Here is an 18,145-nt window from a genome sequence, read left to right on the forward strand (position 1 = left end):
ACTCCCACAATGGCTTGATCGAGCCCCCCTGTGGGAGCGGGCTTGCCCGCGAAGAGGCCCGCAGCCACACAACAGATCTCCAGCCCACCAGATACAACAAAGCCCGCACAAGGCGGGCTCTGTCTTGACTCGATCCAGGCTTAGAAGCGGAACACTTCCATATCGGTTCGAATCGGTGATGCCATCGGAATCTTCGGCTGCTTGTCCGCTTCCACCGCCGGCGCTGCCGGTTTCGGGGCCGACTTGCGCGGTGCCTCAGCCACAGGCGGCTGATTGGCCAATGGCTTGAGCGCTACCGACAATTGCTCGGACAGACGCTGTAACAAAATCCCCTGTGCCTGAACCTGCGAAGCCGTACTACCGGCATGCAGCTCTTGCAGGTGGATGATGCGGTTATCACGTACCTGACCACGACGGTCGATCAAACGCCATTGCGCATCGAGAATCGCCGGTTGTTTCTCGCCGGAATCCAGACGCGTGATGGTCAGCAATACCTGCACATCCGGGTTGAACCCCAAAGTCGCCGGTGCCAGCACTACGCGCTGGCTGTCCAGATGACCGGCAACCTGACGCAGCAGCAACTGATCGATATCCGACGAAAGGCTGCCAGCCCAACGACCATCGGTCGATGCTTGCAGGCTGCCATCGGGTTGACGTTGCAGCAGGGTCTCACGCTGGAGGTAATCGGCTACGACTACCGGGCCCAGCAAAACCGCCATGCCAGCGCTTTGCGCAGGCTGAACCGGACTTCCGCTGTCCAGTTGATACAGCGACACCGGCTGGTGAACGCTGCAACCCGCCAGGCCAAGAACGCCAGCGAGCAACAAAATAAGAGGAAGGCGCAGAGCAGTCATCATCCCGTCCAGGTGGCCGCCACAAGGCTGACCACAGTGAAAATACTCAATAAATATGAAGAACGCTCGGCCACGCCGGCGCTTGAAAGGCCATATCATCCGTGAATATGCGTTCCGACTCCAGCGCCAAAGCGTCGATCTACGCGTTAAATCGTGGATCGAGCTCTCTAGGACGCCTAATTGAGGTTTTCGACGAGCAGCGCATCCACCCGCTGGAAGCCACGCGGGAGTTTATTCCCGCGACGTCCACGCTCACCTTTGTAGTGTTCGAGGTCGTCGGCTTTCAGTGACAAGGTGCGTTTTCCGGCCTGCAACACCAAGGTGGCGCCTTCCGGAATGACCGCGATGTCCGTGACATATTCTTCGCGACTGGCCACACGCTCACCGGAAATACCGATGATCTTGTTGCCTTTGCCCTTACCCAATTGTGGCAGATCGCTGATCTTAAAGATCAGCAGGCGACCTTCGGTCGTGACCGACGCCAGCCAGTTCTGCTCGCGGTCGGTGACCGGACGCGGCGCGATCACCTTGGCGTTGTTCGGCAGGCTCAACAGGGCTTTACCGGCCTTGTTCTTGGCTTGCAGGTCTTCACCCTTGACCACGAAACCGTAACCGGCGTCGGAGGCGATGACGTACAGCGCATCGTCTTCCGGCATCAGCACGCATTCGAACGTCGCACCCGGCGGCGGCGTCAGACGACCGGTCAACGGCTCGCCCTGGCCACGGGCCGACGGCAAGGTATGCGCGGGTACCGAATAACTGCGGCCGGTGGAGTCGATAAATACCGCAAACTGGTTGGAGCGCCCCGCTGCCGAGGTCTTGAAGCCGTCGCCAGCCTTGTATGAAAGGCCGGTGGCGTCGATCTCGTGACCTTTGGCCGAACGAATCCAGCCTTTTTCCGACAGTACGACAGTCACTTTCTCGTTCGGCAGCAGGTCGTGCTCGGTCAAAGCCTTGGCTTCGGTGCGCTCGACGATTGGCGACCGACGGTCATCACCGTAGGTTTCTGCGTCTTTGATCAGCTCGCTGCGAACCAGTTTTTTCAGTTTGGTTTCGCTGCCCAGCAAGGCTTGCAGCTTGGCTTGTTCCTTGAGCAACTCGTCCTGCTCGTCGCGCAGCTTCATTTCTTCCAGTCGCGCCAACTGACGCAGACGGGTGTCGAGAATGTAGTCGGCCTGGATTTCGCTCAGGGCGAAGCGCTCGATCAGCTTGGCTTTCGGGTGTTCCTCGGTGCGGATGATGTGAATCACTTCATCCAGGTTGAGGTAGGCGATCAACAAACCGTCCAACAGGTGCAGGCGACGCTCGACCTTGTCGAGGCGGAATTGCAGGCGGCGACGCACGGTCTGCACGCGGAATTCCAGCCATTCCACCAGCAGCGCACGCAGGTTTTTCAGCTGCGGCTTGCCGTCCAGGCCGATGATGTTGACGTTGACCCGGTAGGTCGACTCCAACTCGGTGCTGGCGAACAGATGCTGCATCAGCGCTTCGTGATCGACGCGGCTATTGACCGGAATGATCACGATCCGGCACGGGTTTTCGTGGTCGGATTCGTCACGCAGATCGGCGATCTGCGGCGCTTTCGACGGTTTGGCCTGCATCAGCGCAGCGATCTGCTCCAGCACTTTGGCCCCGGAGACCTGATGCGGCAGCGCGGTGACAATGATGTCGCCGTCTTCGACGTGGTACACGGCGCGCATGCGCACCGAGCCCTTGCCGGTTTCGTACATTTTCAGCAGGTCGGCGCGGGGCGTGATGATTTCCGCTTCGGTCGGATAATCCGGGCCCTGAATATGTTCGCAAAGCTGTTCAATCGTGGCTTTCGGCTCATCGAGCAGACGCACGCAAGCGCTGGCGACTTCGCGCAGGTTGTGCGGCGGTACGTCGGTGGCCATGCCCACGGCGATGCCGGTGGTGCCGTTGAGCAAGATATTCGGCAGGCGCGCCGGCAAAACCAGCGGTTCCTGCAGGGTACCGTCGAAGTTCGGGCCCCAGTCCGCGGTGCCTTGGCCCAGCTCGCTGAGCAGCACTTCGGAATAACGCGACAGGCGTGCTTCGGTGTAACGCATGGCAGCGAAGGACTTGGGATCATCCGGCGCACCCCAGTTGCCCTGGCCGTCGACCAGCGTGTAGCGATAGCTGAACGGCTGAGCCATCAACACCATCGCTTCATAGCACGCCGAATCGCCGTGCGGGTGGAACTTGCCGAGCACATCGCCGACGGTACGCGCCGACTTCTTGTGCTTGGAATCAGCGTCCAGCCCCAACTCGCTCATCGCATAGATGATGCGCCGCTGTACCGGTTTCAGACCGTCGCCGATATGCGGCAAGGCACGGTCCATGATCACGTACATGGAGTAGTTGAGGTAGGCACTTTCGGTGAAGTCAGCCAGCGATCGGCGTTCTACGCCATCTAAGCTGTCTGCAAGGATGTCGCTCATGCGGGCCTCATCAGTTCGTTGTCTGGCGCAGCAGCATGGTGCCGCCGCGCTGGGTAAATTCAAGTTTGTTCAGGGCGCTCATGCCGAGCAGCACCTGATCGCCATGCAGCCCCGGCGCCACCAGTGCGCGGACGTCCCGCAGCACGATGTCGCCCAGTTGCAGGCGGTCAATTTTTGTACGGTAACCCTGGCTCAGGCCATTGGCCGTGCTCAGGGTCACACCGAAACCTTGTTCCAGCTTCAAGCGCTTGGCCAGTTCTGCCGGGATCGCCACATCAGTCGCGCCGGTGTCGAGCATAAACTCCACCGGTTCGCCGTTGATCTGACCGCTGGCGACAAAATGCCCTTGGGCATTGCCGGCCAGTTTGACTTCGATCACCCCGTCGCGCTGTTCCGAACTGACCACCACGTTCGGATTCTGCTGACGTTCTTCCCACTGGCCGAAAAATCGCGTGGCCAGAAACAGCCCCGCGCACCACGCCAGAATCAACAGTACCCGACCGGCGCGTTTGCCCGGCGGCTGCTGGCTCACGGCCTGGCGCTCCAGCCACCCTCAGGAGCGGCGAAGCGCCAGACAATCGGGCGCTTCTCGCCGTCAGCACGGGCGCCGTCGTTGTTGTCGAGGCCAATCCACGCGCCGTCGGCATCCACCACCAACGCTTCAGCCAAGCCGAAAGCCTGCGAGTAACGTCGCTGTGGCTGCAAGGCCTCGTCGGCGAACGACCAGCACTGTTCGACCTTGGCCGTCACCGCATCGCGGCGGCAGATCTGGTATGCGTTTCGCTCAAGGGTGAACAGCTTGCCGTTGAACAGCGAAAGATCGGCGAAGTCACGAGTCACCGGACGAGCATCGGGAAACTGCGATGGCTGCATTTCGACTCCGGCTTCGCTGAGCAGCACACAACCGCCGTCGCAATCCCAGACCGTTTGTTGACGTTTGATTTTCAGCAGGCCGCGACGCTCACGTTCGGCGGCCAACCAGATCTGGTCGCCCGCCGGATTGACTGTCAGACCTTCGAACAGGGCGTTGAAGTGCAGCAACATGCCGCTGGCTCGCGCTTCGCGGACCAGCATCGGCGAAATCTTCAGCCACGATGCCGTACCTTCCGGCGACACCTGCAACACCGACGCATGGGCTTCACTGACGATGTAGCGGTTGCCGGCGCTGTCGCAGGTGATGCCCTCGAAATCCAGATCGCCACCACGAACGAAGGACGCTGCCCAGGTGCGAGACTTCAACCCCCAAGGCAGCCCGCTGTCCGGCACGGGCGGTGCATCAATGCGCACGGTTTCGGCTTTCCAGACAGGGTCGCGAATGTCGAGGCGGTAAATCTGATCATCGTCTCGGTCAGAGACGGTCCACAGATCCTTGCCACACATCGCCAGCCCGGACAGATTACCGCCGCGCATGCCCTCGACCGGATGCTCGGACAATAGTCGCAGCTCCGGTACCGGCTCGGCCGATACCGTCAGTGAAGTCAGCAGTAACGCCCCCGCCAAGGCCCAGCCAAACCGCATCAGGCCAACACCTCGGCGAGGTTGCCTTTGGATTCGAGCCAGGTCTTGCGGTCACCGGCGCGTTTCTTCGCCAGCAGCATGTCCATCATTTCCGATGTTGCGGCGAAGTCTTCACCGAGCGTCAGTTGCACCAGACGACGGGTGTTCGGGTCCATGGTGGTTTCACGCAACTGCGGCGGGTTCATTTCACCCAGACCTTTGAATCGGGTGACCTGTGGCTTGCCGCGTTTCTTCTCGGCCACCAGACGGTCGAGAATCCCGTCGCGTTCGGCTTCGTCGAGGGCGTAGTAAATCTCTTTGCCGAGGTCGATCCGGTACAGCGGCGGCATCGCCACGTAGACGTGACCGGCCTCGACCAGCGGGCGGAAATGCTGGACGAACAACGCACAGAGCAAGGTCGCAATGTGCAGACCGTCGGAGTCGGCGTCGGCGAGGATGCAGATCTTGCCGTAGCGCAACTGGCTCATGTCCGCCGCGCCCGGATCAACCCCGATGGCCACGGCGATGTTGTGCACTTCCTGACTGGCCAGCACTTCGCTGCCGTCGACTTCCCAGGTGTTGAGGATCTTGCCGCGCAACGGCAGGATCGCCTGGAATTCCTTGTCCCGCGCTTGCTTGGCGGAACCACCAGCGGAATCACCTTCGACCAGGAACAGTTCGGAACGCATCGGGTCCTGCCCGGCGCAGTCAGCCAGTTTGCCCGGTAATGCCGGGCCCTGCGTGACGCGTTTACGCTCGACTTTCTTGCTCGCCTTGAGGCGACGGCCAGCGTTGTTGATCGCCAGTTCCGCCAGCGCCAGACCGGTTTCCGGGTTGGCGTTGAGCCACAGGCTGAAGGCGTCCTTGACCACACCGGAAACAAACGCCGCCGCTTCACGCGACGACAGCCGTTCTTTGGTCTGGCCGGAGAATTGCGGTTCCTGCATTTTCATCGACAGGACGAACGCGATCCGCTCCCAGACGTCTTCCGGTGCCAGCTTCACACCGCGTGGCAGCAGGCTGCGGAATTCGCAGAATTCGCGCATGGCGTCGAGCAAGCCCTGACGCAGACCGTTGACGTGGGTACCGCCCTGCGCGGTCGGGATCAGGTTGACGTAGCTTTCCTGCACCGCGTCGCCACCTTCCGGCAGCCACAACAGCGCCCAGTCCACGGCTTCCTTGTTGCCGGCAAAAACACCGCAGAACGGCTCATTCGGCAGGCGTTCGAATTCACTGACCGCATCTACCAGATACGAGCGCAGGCCGTCTTCGTAATGCCACTCGACTTTTTCGCCAGTGCTTTTGTCTTCAAAGCTGACCAGCAGCCCCGGGCACAACACAGCCTTGGCCTTGAGCACGTGCTTGAGGCGGCTGATGGAGAATTTTGGTGAATCGAAATATTTCGGGTCCGGCGCGAAGTACACGCTGGTGCCGGTGTTGCGCTTGCCGACGGTGCCGACGATTTCCAGTTCCGAGGCTTTATAGCCATCGTTGAAGGTCATCTGGTATTCGTTGCCATCACGCTTGACGCGCACACGGACTTCGGTCGACAAGGCGTTGACCACCGAAATACCCACACCGTGCAGACCGCCGGAGAACTGGTAGTTCTTGTTGGAGAACTTGCCGCCCGCGTGGAGCTTGGTGAGGATCAGTTCGACGCCCGACACACCCTCTTCCGGGTGGATGTCGACCGGCATGCCGCGGCCGTCATCGCTGACTTCCAGCGAGTGGTCGGCGTGCAGGATGACCTGCACCGATTTGGCGTGGCCGGCCAAGGCTTCGTCGACGCTGTTGTCGATGACTTCCTGCGCCAGGTGGTTCGGCCGACTGGTGTCGGTGTACATGCCGGGGCGTTTGCGCACCGGGTCGAGGCCCGAGAGGACTTCGATGGCGTCGGCGTTATAAGAGCTAGCGCTGGGAGTGGCCATAGGGTCTCGTCGTCAGAAATTCATGAAATAGGGGCAAGACTTCACAGTGCGGTGAAGTCGATTGCCTGATACACATCGGCGCCAATGCCGGCAAAACTCAACAACGCCGGCAATTGCCCGGTAAACCCCTGGAAACTATGGTCGCCGCCGGCCTGAATGCGCAAGGCACAGGCCCGGTAATACTGCTGGGCGTGGCGATAGTCCAGTGTTTCATCACCGGTCTGCAACCACACCTGATAACGCTGCGCATCCTGAGGCGCCGGCACTTCCAGTTCGGCTAGGGCCGTTACGTGGTCGTGGGTCAATTCCCAGGTCTCATCGGTATACAGGTTTTTCTGCGTCCCCAGGTATCCGTCGAACATCCGGTGCGGACTGACGGCCGGGTTGACCAGCAGGGCTTTCAGGCCATGGCGCTCGGCCAGGTGAGTCGCATAGTAGCCGCCGAGTGAGCTTCCCACCAGCAGCGGCCGGCCCAGCTCGGTAATCGCCTGTTCCAACTGACCGATGGCTTCCCGCGGATGGTGATGCAGGGCCGGGACACGCAGTTGATCGCTCAAACCCAGCCGTTCCATCACCTCGACCAGCTGACAGGCCTTTTTCGAGGCCGGAGCGCTGTTGAAACCGTGGATATAGAGGATCGAACCGGACATTGGAGCTCCCTGGCTGTCGGCGAAAGAAAGCGGAGTTTACAGGGAGTCAGGGGAATCGTGGGGGTTTGTGCGGACGCCTTCGCAAGCAAGCTCGCTCCCACAGGGGAATGCATTCCAATCAATGTGGGAGCGAGCTTGTTCGCGAAGAGGCCAGTGACGTCTCAGTAGCCGTTGGAACCGTAATCGACGCTGAATTCGAAGTCGGTCACGCGCTCGACACCGGTTTCCAGCCGTCCATCCGGCAACAACCGCAACCAGCGATACCCGGGCGCCTGCTCGCCGACCTTGAAGTCTTCACTGCCCGGTTCGAACTGGATGCAGGTCGATGGCGAGGCAATCAGCCGCACGCCGTTGCGTAATTGGTCGATTTCCTGATGCACATGCCCCCACAGCACCGCTCGGGCCTGTGGAAAACGATCCAGCACCTCAAAAAAAGCTTCCGGATTACGTAAGCCGATCGGTTCCATCCACGCGCAACCGATCGACACCGGATGATGGTGGAAGCACACCAGATGATGACGTTCCGGCGCTTCGCTCAACGAACGCGCGAGCAACTGCAACTGTTCGTCCTGCAAATACCCAGGCACCGAGCCGGGCACTGCCGAGTCGAGCAAGGTCACGCGCCAGTTGCCGATATCGACCACCGACTCCAGCAGCGAACTCTGCACCGCTGCGACCGCCATGATCTGCGGTTCGTCATGGTTGCCGGGAATCCAGCGTGCCGGCGCATCCAGTTGCGCGGTCATCTGGCGAAACAGTTGATACGACTCCAGCGTGCCGTCCTGGGACAAGTCACCCGTGGCGAGGATCAAATCGATCTGCGGTTGCTGCCCGCGCACCAGTTCGATGACCTTTTGCAGGCTGTCGCGGGTGTTCATGCCCAGCAACGAACCGTCCGCTTCGGCGAACAAATGGCTATCGGAGATTTGCACCAGCAACGCCGCGTCGGCGGTGGTCAATGTCGATGCGCTCGGCAAGGCGTTCTCCTGGGCGAATCACGGGATCGGATAAGTCGCGCAATTATGCTGGGCGATCACTGAAAGGGGAAACCCGGGAACCGGACACAGTTCACACTCGCAGCGATACAAACGCTATCGAACCGCCGCGTATTCGTGACCACAAGCCAGGCAATGGCTCAACCACTCCCCGAGAAACAGATTGAGCTGGGCCTTTTCGTCCGGCTGATACATCGAGGCGTTCGGGTAAGGATAGATGCCGCGAAAGCGTCTTGCATGTTCGGCGCTGACCACTTCGGCCATGCGCGCATCGTGATAGACCTGCACTTCGAGTTGCGGCACCGGCAGCCACGGCAGGCTGTGTTCCTGGCGCACCTGCAACGTCGTGGTGTACGGGCAGGCTTGAAGCACTTCAAGGGCCAGCACGCCGAGCATTTGCTCGCCCTGGGTCACGGCGATGCGCCGTGCCTCGGGTTCGTTGCGCATGTCCGGCAGCAGTCGCATCAGGCGCGCATAGTTGGCCTCGCAGGCGGCTTGCAGCCCCACGAGGTCGACCCGATAACGATCGCGCAGCTTGTTTACGACCATAACCCCCTCACTTCGGCGCGGTTCAGCGCCAGCCACTGCAAAGCGATAATGCTCGCCGCGTTGGCAATTCGTCCGTCACGTACGGCCTGCAAGGCATCTTCGAACGCCCAGACCGTGACGCGGATATCTTCTGCCTCTTCCTCCAGCCCGTGCAGGCCGCCAACACCGGAAGTTTCGCAACGCCCCAGATACAAATGCACAAATTCGTTGCTGCCGCCCGGCGACGGGAAATATTTGGTCATCGGCCACAAAGCCTTGATGTCCAGCCCAGCTTCCTCCTGCGCCTCGCGGTGAGCAACTTCTTCCGGTTGTTCATCCTTGTCGATCAGACCAGCGACCAGTTCGACCAGCCATGGATTGTCGGTCTTGCCCATGGCGCCGATGCGAAACTGCTCGATCAGTACCACTTCGTCGCGCTGCGGATCGTAAGGCAGCATGCACACCGCATCGTGACGCAGGAACACTTCACGATTGATCTCGCGACTCATGCCGCCATCGAACAGTTCATGGCGCAGATGAATGCGGTCGAGCTTGTAGAAGCCCTCGTAGCATCGTTCGCGCTTTACGATATCGACGGTGCTCGGCGTGGCATTGGCAAAATCAGTCATGGGCATCCTCTTTACTGCAAATCCATTACGCGGTTGCTTTTGGTGACTTGCAACCTCGACTTCGCGCCATCCTAACGCGCCCGCGATGTTTGATGCAGCCCCTCTTTACCGTCAGCGGGATGGACGGTGGAGGAGAAACCCACTCTAATTAGCTTAGTGGCGAACTGACTGCTTCGGCGAGAGTCGAAGCGGATAACTTTTTGCCTTCCCCTGTTTCAGAAAGGACGCCCATGTCGCTTTTCAAAATTGCCTCCGTGGCTGCCATCGCCCTGACGCTGGGCGCCTGCGCCAACCTGTTCCAGCCCAACTACCGCACGCCGCTGGAAACCACCCGCGACGCTTCGGAAACCCTGAAACCTGGTTGCGCCAACCCTGACTGCCCGCTGGTCAACATCGACACCGTGCACTTCGCGGCAGAGCCTGCGCTGGACGGCGTCATCGAAAGACGCCTGCTGCAAATGACCCGCAGCGAGCCGAATGCCCCCGTCGCGCCAACGCTGGCGGCCTATCGCGAGCAATTCCTGCGCAATGCCGGCCCGCGCAACAGCAGCTACCTGCAAGCGAAAGTACGCGAGCAGCATGACGGCTTGGTGATTGTCGAACTATCGAGTTATCTGGACACTGGCGGCGCGCATGGCACCCCGGGTCGCGGCTTCATCAACTATTCGCGCCAGCAGCACAAAGTGCTGACGCTGTCGGACATGTTGCTGCCGGGTCAGGAAGACGCGTTCTGGAAAGCCGCACAAGTGGCGCACAACAGCTGGTTGATCAGCACCAAGCTCGATCAGGAAGCGGATTTCGTGAAGAGCTGGCCGTTCGTCAAAACCCCGAACGTGGCGCTGACCTACGGTGCCGTGGTCCTCAAGTACGACGTGAGCACCATCGCGCCTTACGCGCTGGGCCACGTCGAACTGAAAATCCCTTACCCGCGCCTGAACGGTATCCTCAAGCCCGAGCTGTTTCCCGGCCGTAACTAAAGGCCCGGCCGAGCACTAACTGCAACAGCCCTGCCAGCACCAGCGCCGGCAGGGTCGCGCCGACATCCGGATACAGATTCGCCAGCAAATGATAGGTGCTGACCCCACCAAGCCAGGCCAGCAGCGCCGGCCAGCGCAATGCGGCCGAGGCCACCTGAGCGCTACGTTTGCGCAGGATGAAGTGATCCACCAGCACCACGCCGAACAACGGCGCAAACACCGAGCCGATCAGCAGCAGGAAATTCTGGTATTGCGCCAGTGGCGCCAGCAGCGCGATCAGGGTGCAGATCACACCGATGGCCAAGGCCAGATGCTCGACTTTCAAGCGCAACAGAATCCCGCTGGAAACCGCCGCCGAGTGAATGTCGGCGAAAGCGTTTTCCGACTCATCGAGCAGAATCAGCAGCAGCGGAATCCCCAGACCGGCGCCAGCCAAAGCCAGCAGCAGCGCATTGACTTCACCGCTCGGCGCGAACGCCAGGGTGTACGCAACGCCGAGGCTCATCAGCCAGAAGTTGCCGATGAAGAAACCGACAGCAGTACCACCAAATACATTCTTCGCCCGCTTGCCGAATCGCGAGTAGTCAGCGATCAGCGGCAACCACGACAGCGGCATCGCGATGGCAATGTCGAAGCCCACGGCGAACGGCATCGAACCATCACCGGAACGCGCCCACAGGGCAGCCAGATCGGCTTTGGCGAACAGGTTCCAGGTCAGCCAGATACACGCGGCCAATAGCAGCCAGATGCCCCACTTGCGCAGGATCTTGCGCACGAAAGTCAGCGGCCCGCTCACTGCGAGCAAAGTGGCCAATGCGCCGAAGCACAGCGTCCACAACATCGGGCTGGCCCACAGGCTGCCTTCGCTGAACGCACGGGTGCCGAGCAGGCTGGCGGCGTCGCGCATGACGATGATTTCGAACGAGCCCCAACCGATCAGTTGCAACAGGTTGAGCAGCGCCGGCAGGCTCGCGCCTTTACTGCCGAGGCTGAGTTTGAGCGCGGCCATCGACGACAGGCCGGTGTCGCTGCCGATCACGCCGACGGCGGCCAGCAACAGCACACCAACCAAGGTGCCGAGAAAGATCGCCAGCAGCGAACCCGACAGGCCAAGACCGGGCGCGAGCAATGCACCGGTCTGCAAGACCATCAGGCCGATGCCGAGGGAAAACCACAGGGAAAACAGATCGCGACCGCCAAATACACGCTTGTCGGCGGGCACGGCGAGATCAGGGGAATAAGTGCTGGGTTGAATGCTCAAGGGTGTTATCTCAGAGGGACATTTGTTGTTGTGTTGATCAATCGCCAGCAGGCTGGCTCCCACAGGGGAGTTGTGGGCTCACCAATCAAGTGTGGGAGCCAGCCTGCTGGCGATGGGGCCACAGGCCCCACCGTTTCAGGTCAGATCAAACCTTCTTGTACAGCTGACTGCCTTCCTTCTTGAACCGCTCAGCCTGTTCCGCCAGGCCTTGGGCGACTTCCACGTCGACCGCGTCGATCCGCTGGTTGGCCGCGTATTCGCGGACTTCCTGGGTGATCTTCATCGAGCAGAATTTCGGCCCGCACATCGAACAGAAATGCGCGACCTTGGCCGAGTCCTTCGGCAGGGTTTCATCGTGATACGAACGGGCGGTGTCCGGGTCCAGACCGAGGTTGAACTGGTCTTCCCAACGGAACTCGAAACGCGCCTTGCTCAAGGCATTGTCACGAATCTGCGCGCCCGGGTGGCCCTTCGCAAGGTCGGCGGCATGAGCGGCGATCTTGTAGGTGATGATCCCGGTCTTCACGTCATCCTTGTTCGGCAGACCCAAGTGCTCCTTAGGGGTCACGTAGCAGAGCATCGCGCAACCGAACCAGCCGATCATCGCCGCACCGATACCCGAGGTGATGTGGTCGTAGCCCGGTGCAATGTCGGTGGTCAGCGGGCCGAGGGTGTAGAACGGCGCCTCGTCGCAGCACTCGAGCTGCTTGTCCATGTTCTCTTTGATCAACTGCATCGGCACGTGGCCCGGGCCTTCGATCATGCACTGCACATCGTGTTTCCAGGCAATCTTGGTCAGCTCGCCAAGGGTTTCCAGCTCACCGAATTGTGCTGCGTCGTTGGCGTCGGCAATCGAGCCCGGACGCAGGCCATCGCCCAGCGAGAAGCTGACGTCGTAGGCCTTCATGATTTCGCAGATTTCGTCGAAATGGGTGTAGAGGAAGTTCTCTTTGTGGTGCGCCAGGCACCACTTGGCCATGATCGAACCGCCACGGGAAACGATGCCGGTCACGCGTTTGGCGGTCAGCGGCACGTAGCGCAGCAACACGCCGGCGTGAATGGTGAAATAGTCGACGCCCTGCTCCGCCTGCTCGATCAGCGTGTCGCGGAACAATTCCCAGGTCAGGTCTTCAGCGGCGCCGCCGACTTTTTCCAGCGCCTGATAAATCGGCACGGTGCCGATCGGCACTGGCGAGTTGCGGATGATCCACTCGCGGGTTTCGTGAATGTGTTTGCCGGTGGACAAGTCCATCACGGTGTCCGAACCCCAGCGAATGCCCCAGGTCAGTTTCGCCACTTCTTCTTCGATGGACGAACCCAGTGCGCTGTTGCCGATGTTGCCGTTGATCTTCACCAGGAAGTTACGGCCGATGATCATCGGTTCCAGTTCGGTGTGGTTGATGTTGGCCGGAATGATCGCGCGACCACGGGCGATCTCTTCACGGACGAATTCGGGGGTGATGATTTTCGGCACGCTGGCGCCGAAGCTGTGACCGGCGTGTTGCTGGTCCAGCAGGCCAGCGGCGCGAGCCACTTCCAGCTTCATGTTTTCGCGGATGGCAACGTATTCCATCTCGGCGGTGATGATGCCCTGACGCGCGTAGTGCATCTGGCTGACGTTGGCCCCGGCCTTGGCGCGGCGCGGGTTGTTGACGTGAGCGAAGCGCAGCTTGGTCAGTTCGGCATCGGCCAGACGTTCCTGGCCGAAGTTCGAGCTCAGGCCCGGCAGACGCTCGGTGTCTCCACGGTCGTCGATCCACGCCGAACGCACGTCGCCCAGACCTTTGCGCACATCGATCACCACGTTCGGGTCGGTGTACGGGCCCGAGGTGTCGTAGACCGTGACCGGGGCGTTGATTTCGCCACCAAAGTCAGTCGGCGTCACATCGAGGCTGATTTCGCGCATCGGCACGCGGATGTCCGGGCGAGAGCCCTGAACGTAGACTTTTTGCGAACGGGTGAACGGCTTGACCGATTGCTCATCGACCTTGGCCGAATCACTCAGGTTGATCGCGTTTTTTGATTTTGTAGTCATCACGGGCTCTCCAGACAGCATCCAGGCAGTGGATTGTCGGAGCAGAACCTGAAAGGCACGGACGCACCAGGACTGGTGCTGTGCATCGTCGTCGAGCGTTCGATTGTCGAACAATATCCCGGACGAAGCACAAGAGGACTCGCCGGGTGACGAGAAATCTTGTTCCCTACGCAGGCGCTAACCTGATCAGGTTCAACGGGATCCGAAATTATTCGATCTCAGCCTCATAGCAAGGCACCCCGACAAGAACCCGGCCAGTCTAGACACAACCGGCAAAGAACGCCAACACCGCGGCAAACACCATGATGAATGGCGCAATTGGCAGGACTTGCAGGATTGTTGCCGCCCGAATGCGCAACTACACTCGCTGTGCCCCGCCATGCCTTGACGCTGTGGGGCCCGCGCCGTACCTTTGGCGCCCGGATTATTTTCATAATATTTAGCTAGGGATCGCCTCATGCTGCGCAAACTTTCACTGGCTCTTGCCGTGTCTTGTGCGTCCACCTCAATGGCCGGGGCAGCAGAAGCGCCCTTGTCGACCAAGACCGATCTGGTCAGCGTTTATCAGGAAGCGGTCGACAACAACGCCGATCTGGCTGCAGCCCGCGCCCAGTACGGCGCCCAGAAGGAAGTCGTGCCACAGGCCCGTGCCGGTCTGCTGCCGAATCTGTCTGGCGGCGCCGAAGTGGCCGACGTGCGCACCTCGATCGACCAGCCTTCGGCGATTGCTAACCGCAGTGCTCACTCCTATCAGGCGACGCTGGCGCAGCCACTGTTCCGCGCTGATCGCTGGTTCCAGTACCAGGCCGCCAAAGACGTCAACGAACAGGCCGCGTTGCAACTGTCGGCCACCGAACAGAACCTGATTCTGCAATCGGCGGAAGACTACTTCAACGTGCTGCGCACTCAGGACAATCTGGCCTCGACCAAGGCTGAAGAAGCTGCGTTCAAGCGCCAGCTCGACCAGTCCAACGAGCGCTTCGATGTCGGCCTGTCGGACAAGACCGACGTGCTGCAATCGCAAGCCAGTTATGACACTGCACGGGCCAACCGGATCGTCGCTCAGCGTCAGGTCGATGATGCGTTCGAAGCATTGATCACTTTGACCAACCGTGAGTACAACTCGATTCAGGGCATCGTCCACACCTTGCCAATCCTGCCGCCGGCGCCGAACGACGCCAAGGCCTGGGTCGAAACCGCCGCCAAACAGAACCTCAACCTGCTCGCCAGCAACTTCGCCGTCAGTTCCGCCGAGCAGACGCTGAAGCAGCGCAAGGCCGGCCACTTGCCGACCCTCGATGCGGTGGCCAAGTACGAAAAGGGTGACAACGACGCCCTCGGTTTCGCCAACCCGAATGCCTTTGGTACGTCGTACAGCGGTAACGTCGAGCAGAGTACGCTGGGCCTGCAATTGAACATTCCGATCTACAGCGGCGGACTGACCAGCTCGCAGGTGCGCCAGTCGTATGCGCAACTGGATCAAAGCGAGCAACAGCGTGAAGCGCTGCGCCGGCAGATCGTCGAAAACACCCGCAACCTGCATCGCGCGGTGAACACCGATGTCGAGCAGGTACAGGCGCGCCGCCAGTCGATCATTTCGAACCAGAGCGCGGTGGAAGCCACGGAAATCGGTTATCAGGTGGGTACGCGCAACATCGTCGATGTGCTGGATGCCCAGCGCCAGCTGTACACCTCGGTGCGTAACTACAACAACACTCGTTACGACTACATCCTCGACAACCTGCGTCTGAAGCAGGCAGCAGGGACGTTGAATCCGGGTGACCTGCAGGATCTGGCGCGCTATCTGAAACCGGACTACAACCCGGACAAAGACTTCCTGCCACCCGACCTGGCCAAGGCTGCCGAAGCCCAGCTCAAGGCCAGGCCTTAACAGGCGAAAAAATCCCCGTGGCGAGGGGATTTATCCCCGCTGGGCTGCGAAGCGGCCCCGCTTTTTTTCAGCTGTCTCGAGTTGTTCGGCCTGACGACTGCTGCGCAGTCGAACGGGGATAAATCCCCTCGCCACAGAGACCTCATCTCTCAGTAACGTTCGAGCCAGACGTTATTTGATCAGTCTGCCCAACCCATCCAGCAACCGCTGCAACGCGCCCTGATTGCGGCGCATCACTGTCAGCCCGGCCTCGGCCATGCGTTGTGCATCGCGGGGCAGTTCGAACAGGCGCTGCACTTCCACCGCCAGCCCTTCGGCATCATCGACTTCGACCAACGCCCCGGCGCTGCGCAATTGCGCGGCGATGTCGAGGAAGTTGAACAGATGCGGGCCACTGATCACCGGTTTCGCCAACGCCGCTGGCTCCAGCAGGTTATGCCCGCCGTTCGGCACCAGACTGCCGCCGACAAACGCGCTGTCTGCCAGCGCATAAAGAAACAGCAACTCGCCCATGGTGTCGCCGAGTAGTACCGACGTGCTGGCATCGACAGCAGCGCCGGTCGAACGCCGCACCGTGGCGAAACCTTCGCGCTGGCACAACTCGAACATCGGATTGAAGCGCTCCTGATGGCGCGGCACCAGAATCAGCAGCGCATCAGGATGACTGGCCAACAGCCGACGATGGGCGCTGAGCACCACTTCATCTTCGCCTTCATGGGTGCTGGCGGCGATCCACACCGGACGCTCCAGCGCCTGCCATTGCCCACGCAATTCGGCGGCACGTTGCAGCAGTTGCGGGTCGATGGTCAGGTCGAACTTGATTGAGCCGGTCACTTCGACCGCTTCCGGGCGTGCGCCCAAGTCACGGAAGCGCTGCGCCTCGGCTTCGGTCTGCACCGCGAGCAGGCTCATTTCGGCGAGCATCGGCGCGGTCAGCTTGCTGAAGCGGCCATAGCCTTTGGCCGAACGCTCGGACAACCGGCCGTTGGCCAGCGCCACCGGAATCCCACGCTTGGCGCATTGGTGAATGTGGTTGGGCCAAAGCTCGGTTTCCATGATCACCGCGAGTTTTGGCTGCAGCCGATCCAGAAAACGCGCCGAAGCGCACGGCAAGTCATACGGCAGATAGCAGTGCTGAATGCGGGGCTCGTTGGCGAACAGCGCCAGAATCCGCTCCGAACCGGTCGGGGTCATGCTGGTCACGGTAATCGGCAGCTGTGGATAACGTTGCAGCAGCGCACGGATCATCGGCGCGGCAGCGATGCTTTCGCCCACCGACACCGCGTGTACCCAGATGCCTCCGGGTTGCAGCGTCGGCATCCCGCAGGAGAAACGTTCGGCAATCCGTTTAGCGTACGCCGGCGCCTTGCGCGCCCGCAGCCACAGCCGAATCGCCACCAATGGCAGCCCCAGATAAAACAGCGCGGTGTAGAGAGTTCTATTCATGGCGGCGGAGTTTATCGACTTTTGTCGCCGATCGCCCGCAAGTGCACGGCAAAACGCTCGGCGAGCCAACGCGCCGCCGGCCCCAGCGGCTCATCGCGGCGCCAGACCAACTCGACGACCAATGACGGCGGGGTCCATTCGCTGTCCAGTTCGACCATCGAGCCCTGATACGCCGAATACTGCACGACGTGGCGCGGCAACCAGGCCCAGCCGAGATCGCGCACCAGCCACTCGGCCATCACGTAGAAACTGTCGGCACGCCAGACCTGCGGACTGGCGGGTTCATTGCCCGGATAGACGCTGGTTTGCGTCGACATCAACAATTGTCGGTGTTGCGCCAGCTGCTGGCAGGTGACGTAGGACTGCGTCGCCAACGGATGATTGATCCCGCAGACGGTGACCATTTCCACGCTGCCGAGCACCCGGCGCTCAAGCGCTTCGGGGATTTCGTCGTGATAGAACAACAGGCCGAGATCGGCGCGACGCTCGACCAGTTTGCGCGCGACTTCACCTTGGGCGGCGCTGGTCAGTTGCACTTCCAGACTGGGAAACTGCTCGGCCAGCGCACCGAAACTTTCCACCAGTGCCTGATAGGGCATCGCCTCGTCCTGCGCCACGCGCAATTGCGCTTCCTGGCCACGCATCATCGCCATGGCCCGACCGTTCAGGCGCTCGCATTGGCGTAACACCTCGCGCGCTTCCTCAAGCAACGCTTCTCCCGCTTCAGTGAGGCTAGGCTGGCGTCCACTGCTACGCTCAAACAGGCTGACGCCCAAGTCGTCTTCCAGCAAGGCAATCGCACTGCTGATCGCCGACTGCGCCTTGCGCTGATGCCGCGCCACAGCAGAAAACGAGCGCTGTTCGGCGACGTCGACAAACACGCGCAGTTGATCCAGATTCCATTGCATGTTCATCAGCAAGCCCATCTTCAAAACAGATAGGTAATGACTTTACCCCATCTGGAGAATCACTAGAATGCCGACCTCAGAAAGCAACGTTTTACTTGAGGATTG

At 60.7% G+C, this 18,145-nt stretch carries 15 protein-coding genes and 1 riboswitch; of the genes, 2 read left to right on the plus strand and 13 right to left on the minus strand.

Features of this window, described 5'->3' with window-relative positions; genetic code table 11:
• Positions 1-140: 140 nt before the first annotated feature.
• From ACTWLJ_RS04385 to ACTWLJ_RS04425, 9 genes are all read right to left on the minus strand, one after another.
• Complete coding sequence (locus tag ACTWLJ_RS04385) at positions 141-854, minus strand: PqiC family protein (RefSeq protein ID WP_445179997.1); 714 nt, start codon at positions 852-854, stop codon at positions 141-143.
• A gap of 176 nt (positions 855-1,030) precedes the next feature.
• Positions 1,031-3,295 (minus strand): DNA topoisomerase IV subunit A, encoded by a 2,265-nt coding sequence (gene parC / locus ACTWLJ_RS04390; RefSeq protein ID WP_445179998.1) that lies wholly within the window; start codon positions 3,293-3,295, stop codon positions 1,031-1,033.
• Between the two features lie 10 nt (positions 3,296-3,305).
• A complete protein-coding gene (locus ACTWLJ_RS04395; protein ID WP_445179999.1) occupies positions 3,306-3,827 on the minus strand; it encodes a retropepsin-like aspartic protease family protein in 522 nt (173 codons plus the stop codon).
• Entirely contained in the window at positions 3,824-4,813 is a 990-nt protein-coding gene (locus ACTWLJ_RS04400; RefSeq protein ID WP_445180000.1) for an esterase-like activity of phytase family protein, read from the minus strand. The genes ACTWLJ_RS04395 and ACTWLJ_RS04400 overlap by 4 nt, the downstream gene beginning before the upstream one ends.
• Complete coding sequence (gene parE, locus ACTWLJ_RS04405) at positions 4,813-6,720, minus strand: DNA topoisomerase IV subunit B (protein ID WP_401216151.1); 1,908 nt, start codon at positions 6,718-6,720, stop codon at positions 4,813-4,815. Before parE ends, ACTWLJ_RS04400 begins: the two co-directional genes overlap by 1 nt.
• Before the next feature lie 41 nt (positions 6,721-6,761).
• Positions 6,762-7,370: a YqiA/YcfP family alpha/beta fold hydrolase gene (locus ACTWLJ_RS04410; protein WP_445180001.1), complete on the minus strand. Its 609-nt coding sequence runs from the start codon at positions 7,368-7,370 to the stop codon at positions 6,762-6,764.
• A 161-nt stretch (positions 7,371-7,531) separates the two neighbouring features.
• The gene (gene cpdA, locus ACTWLJ_RS04415; RefSeq protein WP_445180002.1) at positions 7,532-8,347 is read right to left on the minus strand and encodes a 3',5'-cyclic-AMP phosphodiesterase; all 816 of its coding nucleotides are present in this window, start codon (positions 8,345-8,347) and stop codon (positions 7,532-7,534) included.
• Between the two features lie 114 nt (positions 8,348-8,461).
• A complete protein-coding gene (locus ACTWLJ_RS04420; RefSeq protein ID WP_401216154.1) occupies positions 8,462-8,914 on the minus strand; it encodes a DUF1249 domain-containing protein in 453 nt (150 codons plus the stop codon).
• Positions 8,905-9,522: an NUDIX domain-containing protein gene (locus ACTWLJ_RS04425; protein WP_445180003.1), complete on the minus strand. Its 618-nt coding sequence runs from the start codon at positions 9,520-9,522 to the stop codon at positions 8,905-8,907. The genes ACTWLJ_RS04420 and ACTWLJ_RS04425 overlap by 10 nt, the downstream gene beginning before the upstream one ends.
• Before the next feature lie 230 nt (positions 9,523-9,752).
• On the opposite strand from ACTWLJ_RS04425, the gene ACTWLJ_RS04430 reads away from it, so the two are divergent.
• On the plus strand, positions 9,753-10,499 hold the full coding sequence (locus tag ACTWLJ_RS04430; RefSeq protein WP_445180004.1) for an RsiV family protein: 747 nt from the start codon (positions 9,753-9,755) through the stop codon (positions 10,497-10,499).
• On the opposite strand, the gene cytX is transcribed toward ACTWLJ_RS04430, so the two are convergent.
• Both cytX and thiC read right to left on the minus strand, forming a co-directional pair.
• Positions 10,468-11,760: a putative hydroxymethylpyrimidine transporter CytX gene (gene cytX, locus ACTWLJ_RS04435; RefSeq protein WP_401216157.1), complete on the minus strand. Its 1,293-nt coding sequence runs from the start codon at positions 11,758-11,760 to the stop codon at positions 10,468-10,470. The genes ACTWLJ_RS04430 and cytX overlap by 32 nt on opposite strands.
• 145 nt (positions 11,761-11,905) lie before the next feature.
• Positions 11,906-13,795 carry a phosphomethylpyrimidine synthase ThiC gene (thiC, locus tag ACTWLJ_RS04440; protein WP_445180005.1) on the minus strand — a complete coding sequence of 630 codons (1,890 nt, stop codon included), beginning with the start codon at positions 13,793-13,795 and terminating at the stop codon, positions 11,906-11,908.
• A 146-nt stretch (positions 13,796-13,941) separates the two neighbouring features.
• A riboswitch (TPP riboswitch) is annotated at positions 13,942-14,047 on the minus strand.
• A 205-nt stretch (positions 14,048-14,252) separates the two neighbouring features.
• On the opposite strand from thiC, the gene ACTWLJ_RS04445 reads away from it, so the two are divergent.
• On the plus strand, positions 14,253-15,686 hold the full coding sequence (locus ACTWLJ_RS04445) for a TolC family outer membrane protein (RefSeq protein ID WP_445180006.1): 1,434 nt from the start codon (positions 14,253-14,255) through the stop codon (positions 15,684-15,686).
• Between the two features lie 171 nt (positions 15,687-15,857).
• Here ACTWLJ_RS04445 and waaA read toward each other — a convergent pair whose 3' ends face one another.
• Positions 15,858-17,132, minus strand: a complete 1,275-nt coding sequence (waaA, locus tag ACTWLJ_RS04450; protein WP_445180007.1) for a lipid IV(A) 3-deoxy-D-manno-octulosonic acid transferase — start codon at positions 17,130-17,132, stop codon at positions 15,858-15,860.
• An 11-nt stretch (positions 17,133-17,143) separates the two neighbouring features.
• Positions 17,144-18,046, minus strand: a complete 903-nt coding sequence (locus tag ACTWLJ_RS04455; protein ID WP_445180008.1) for a LysR family transcriptional regulator — start codon at positions 18,044-18,046, stop codon at positions 17,144-17,146.
• Positions 18,047-18,145 lie beyond the last annotated feature (99 nt).

The sequence above is a fragment of the Pseudomonas sp. McL0111 genome, assembly GCF_052567255.1.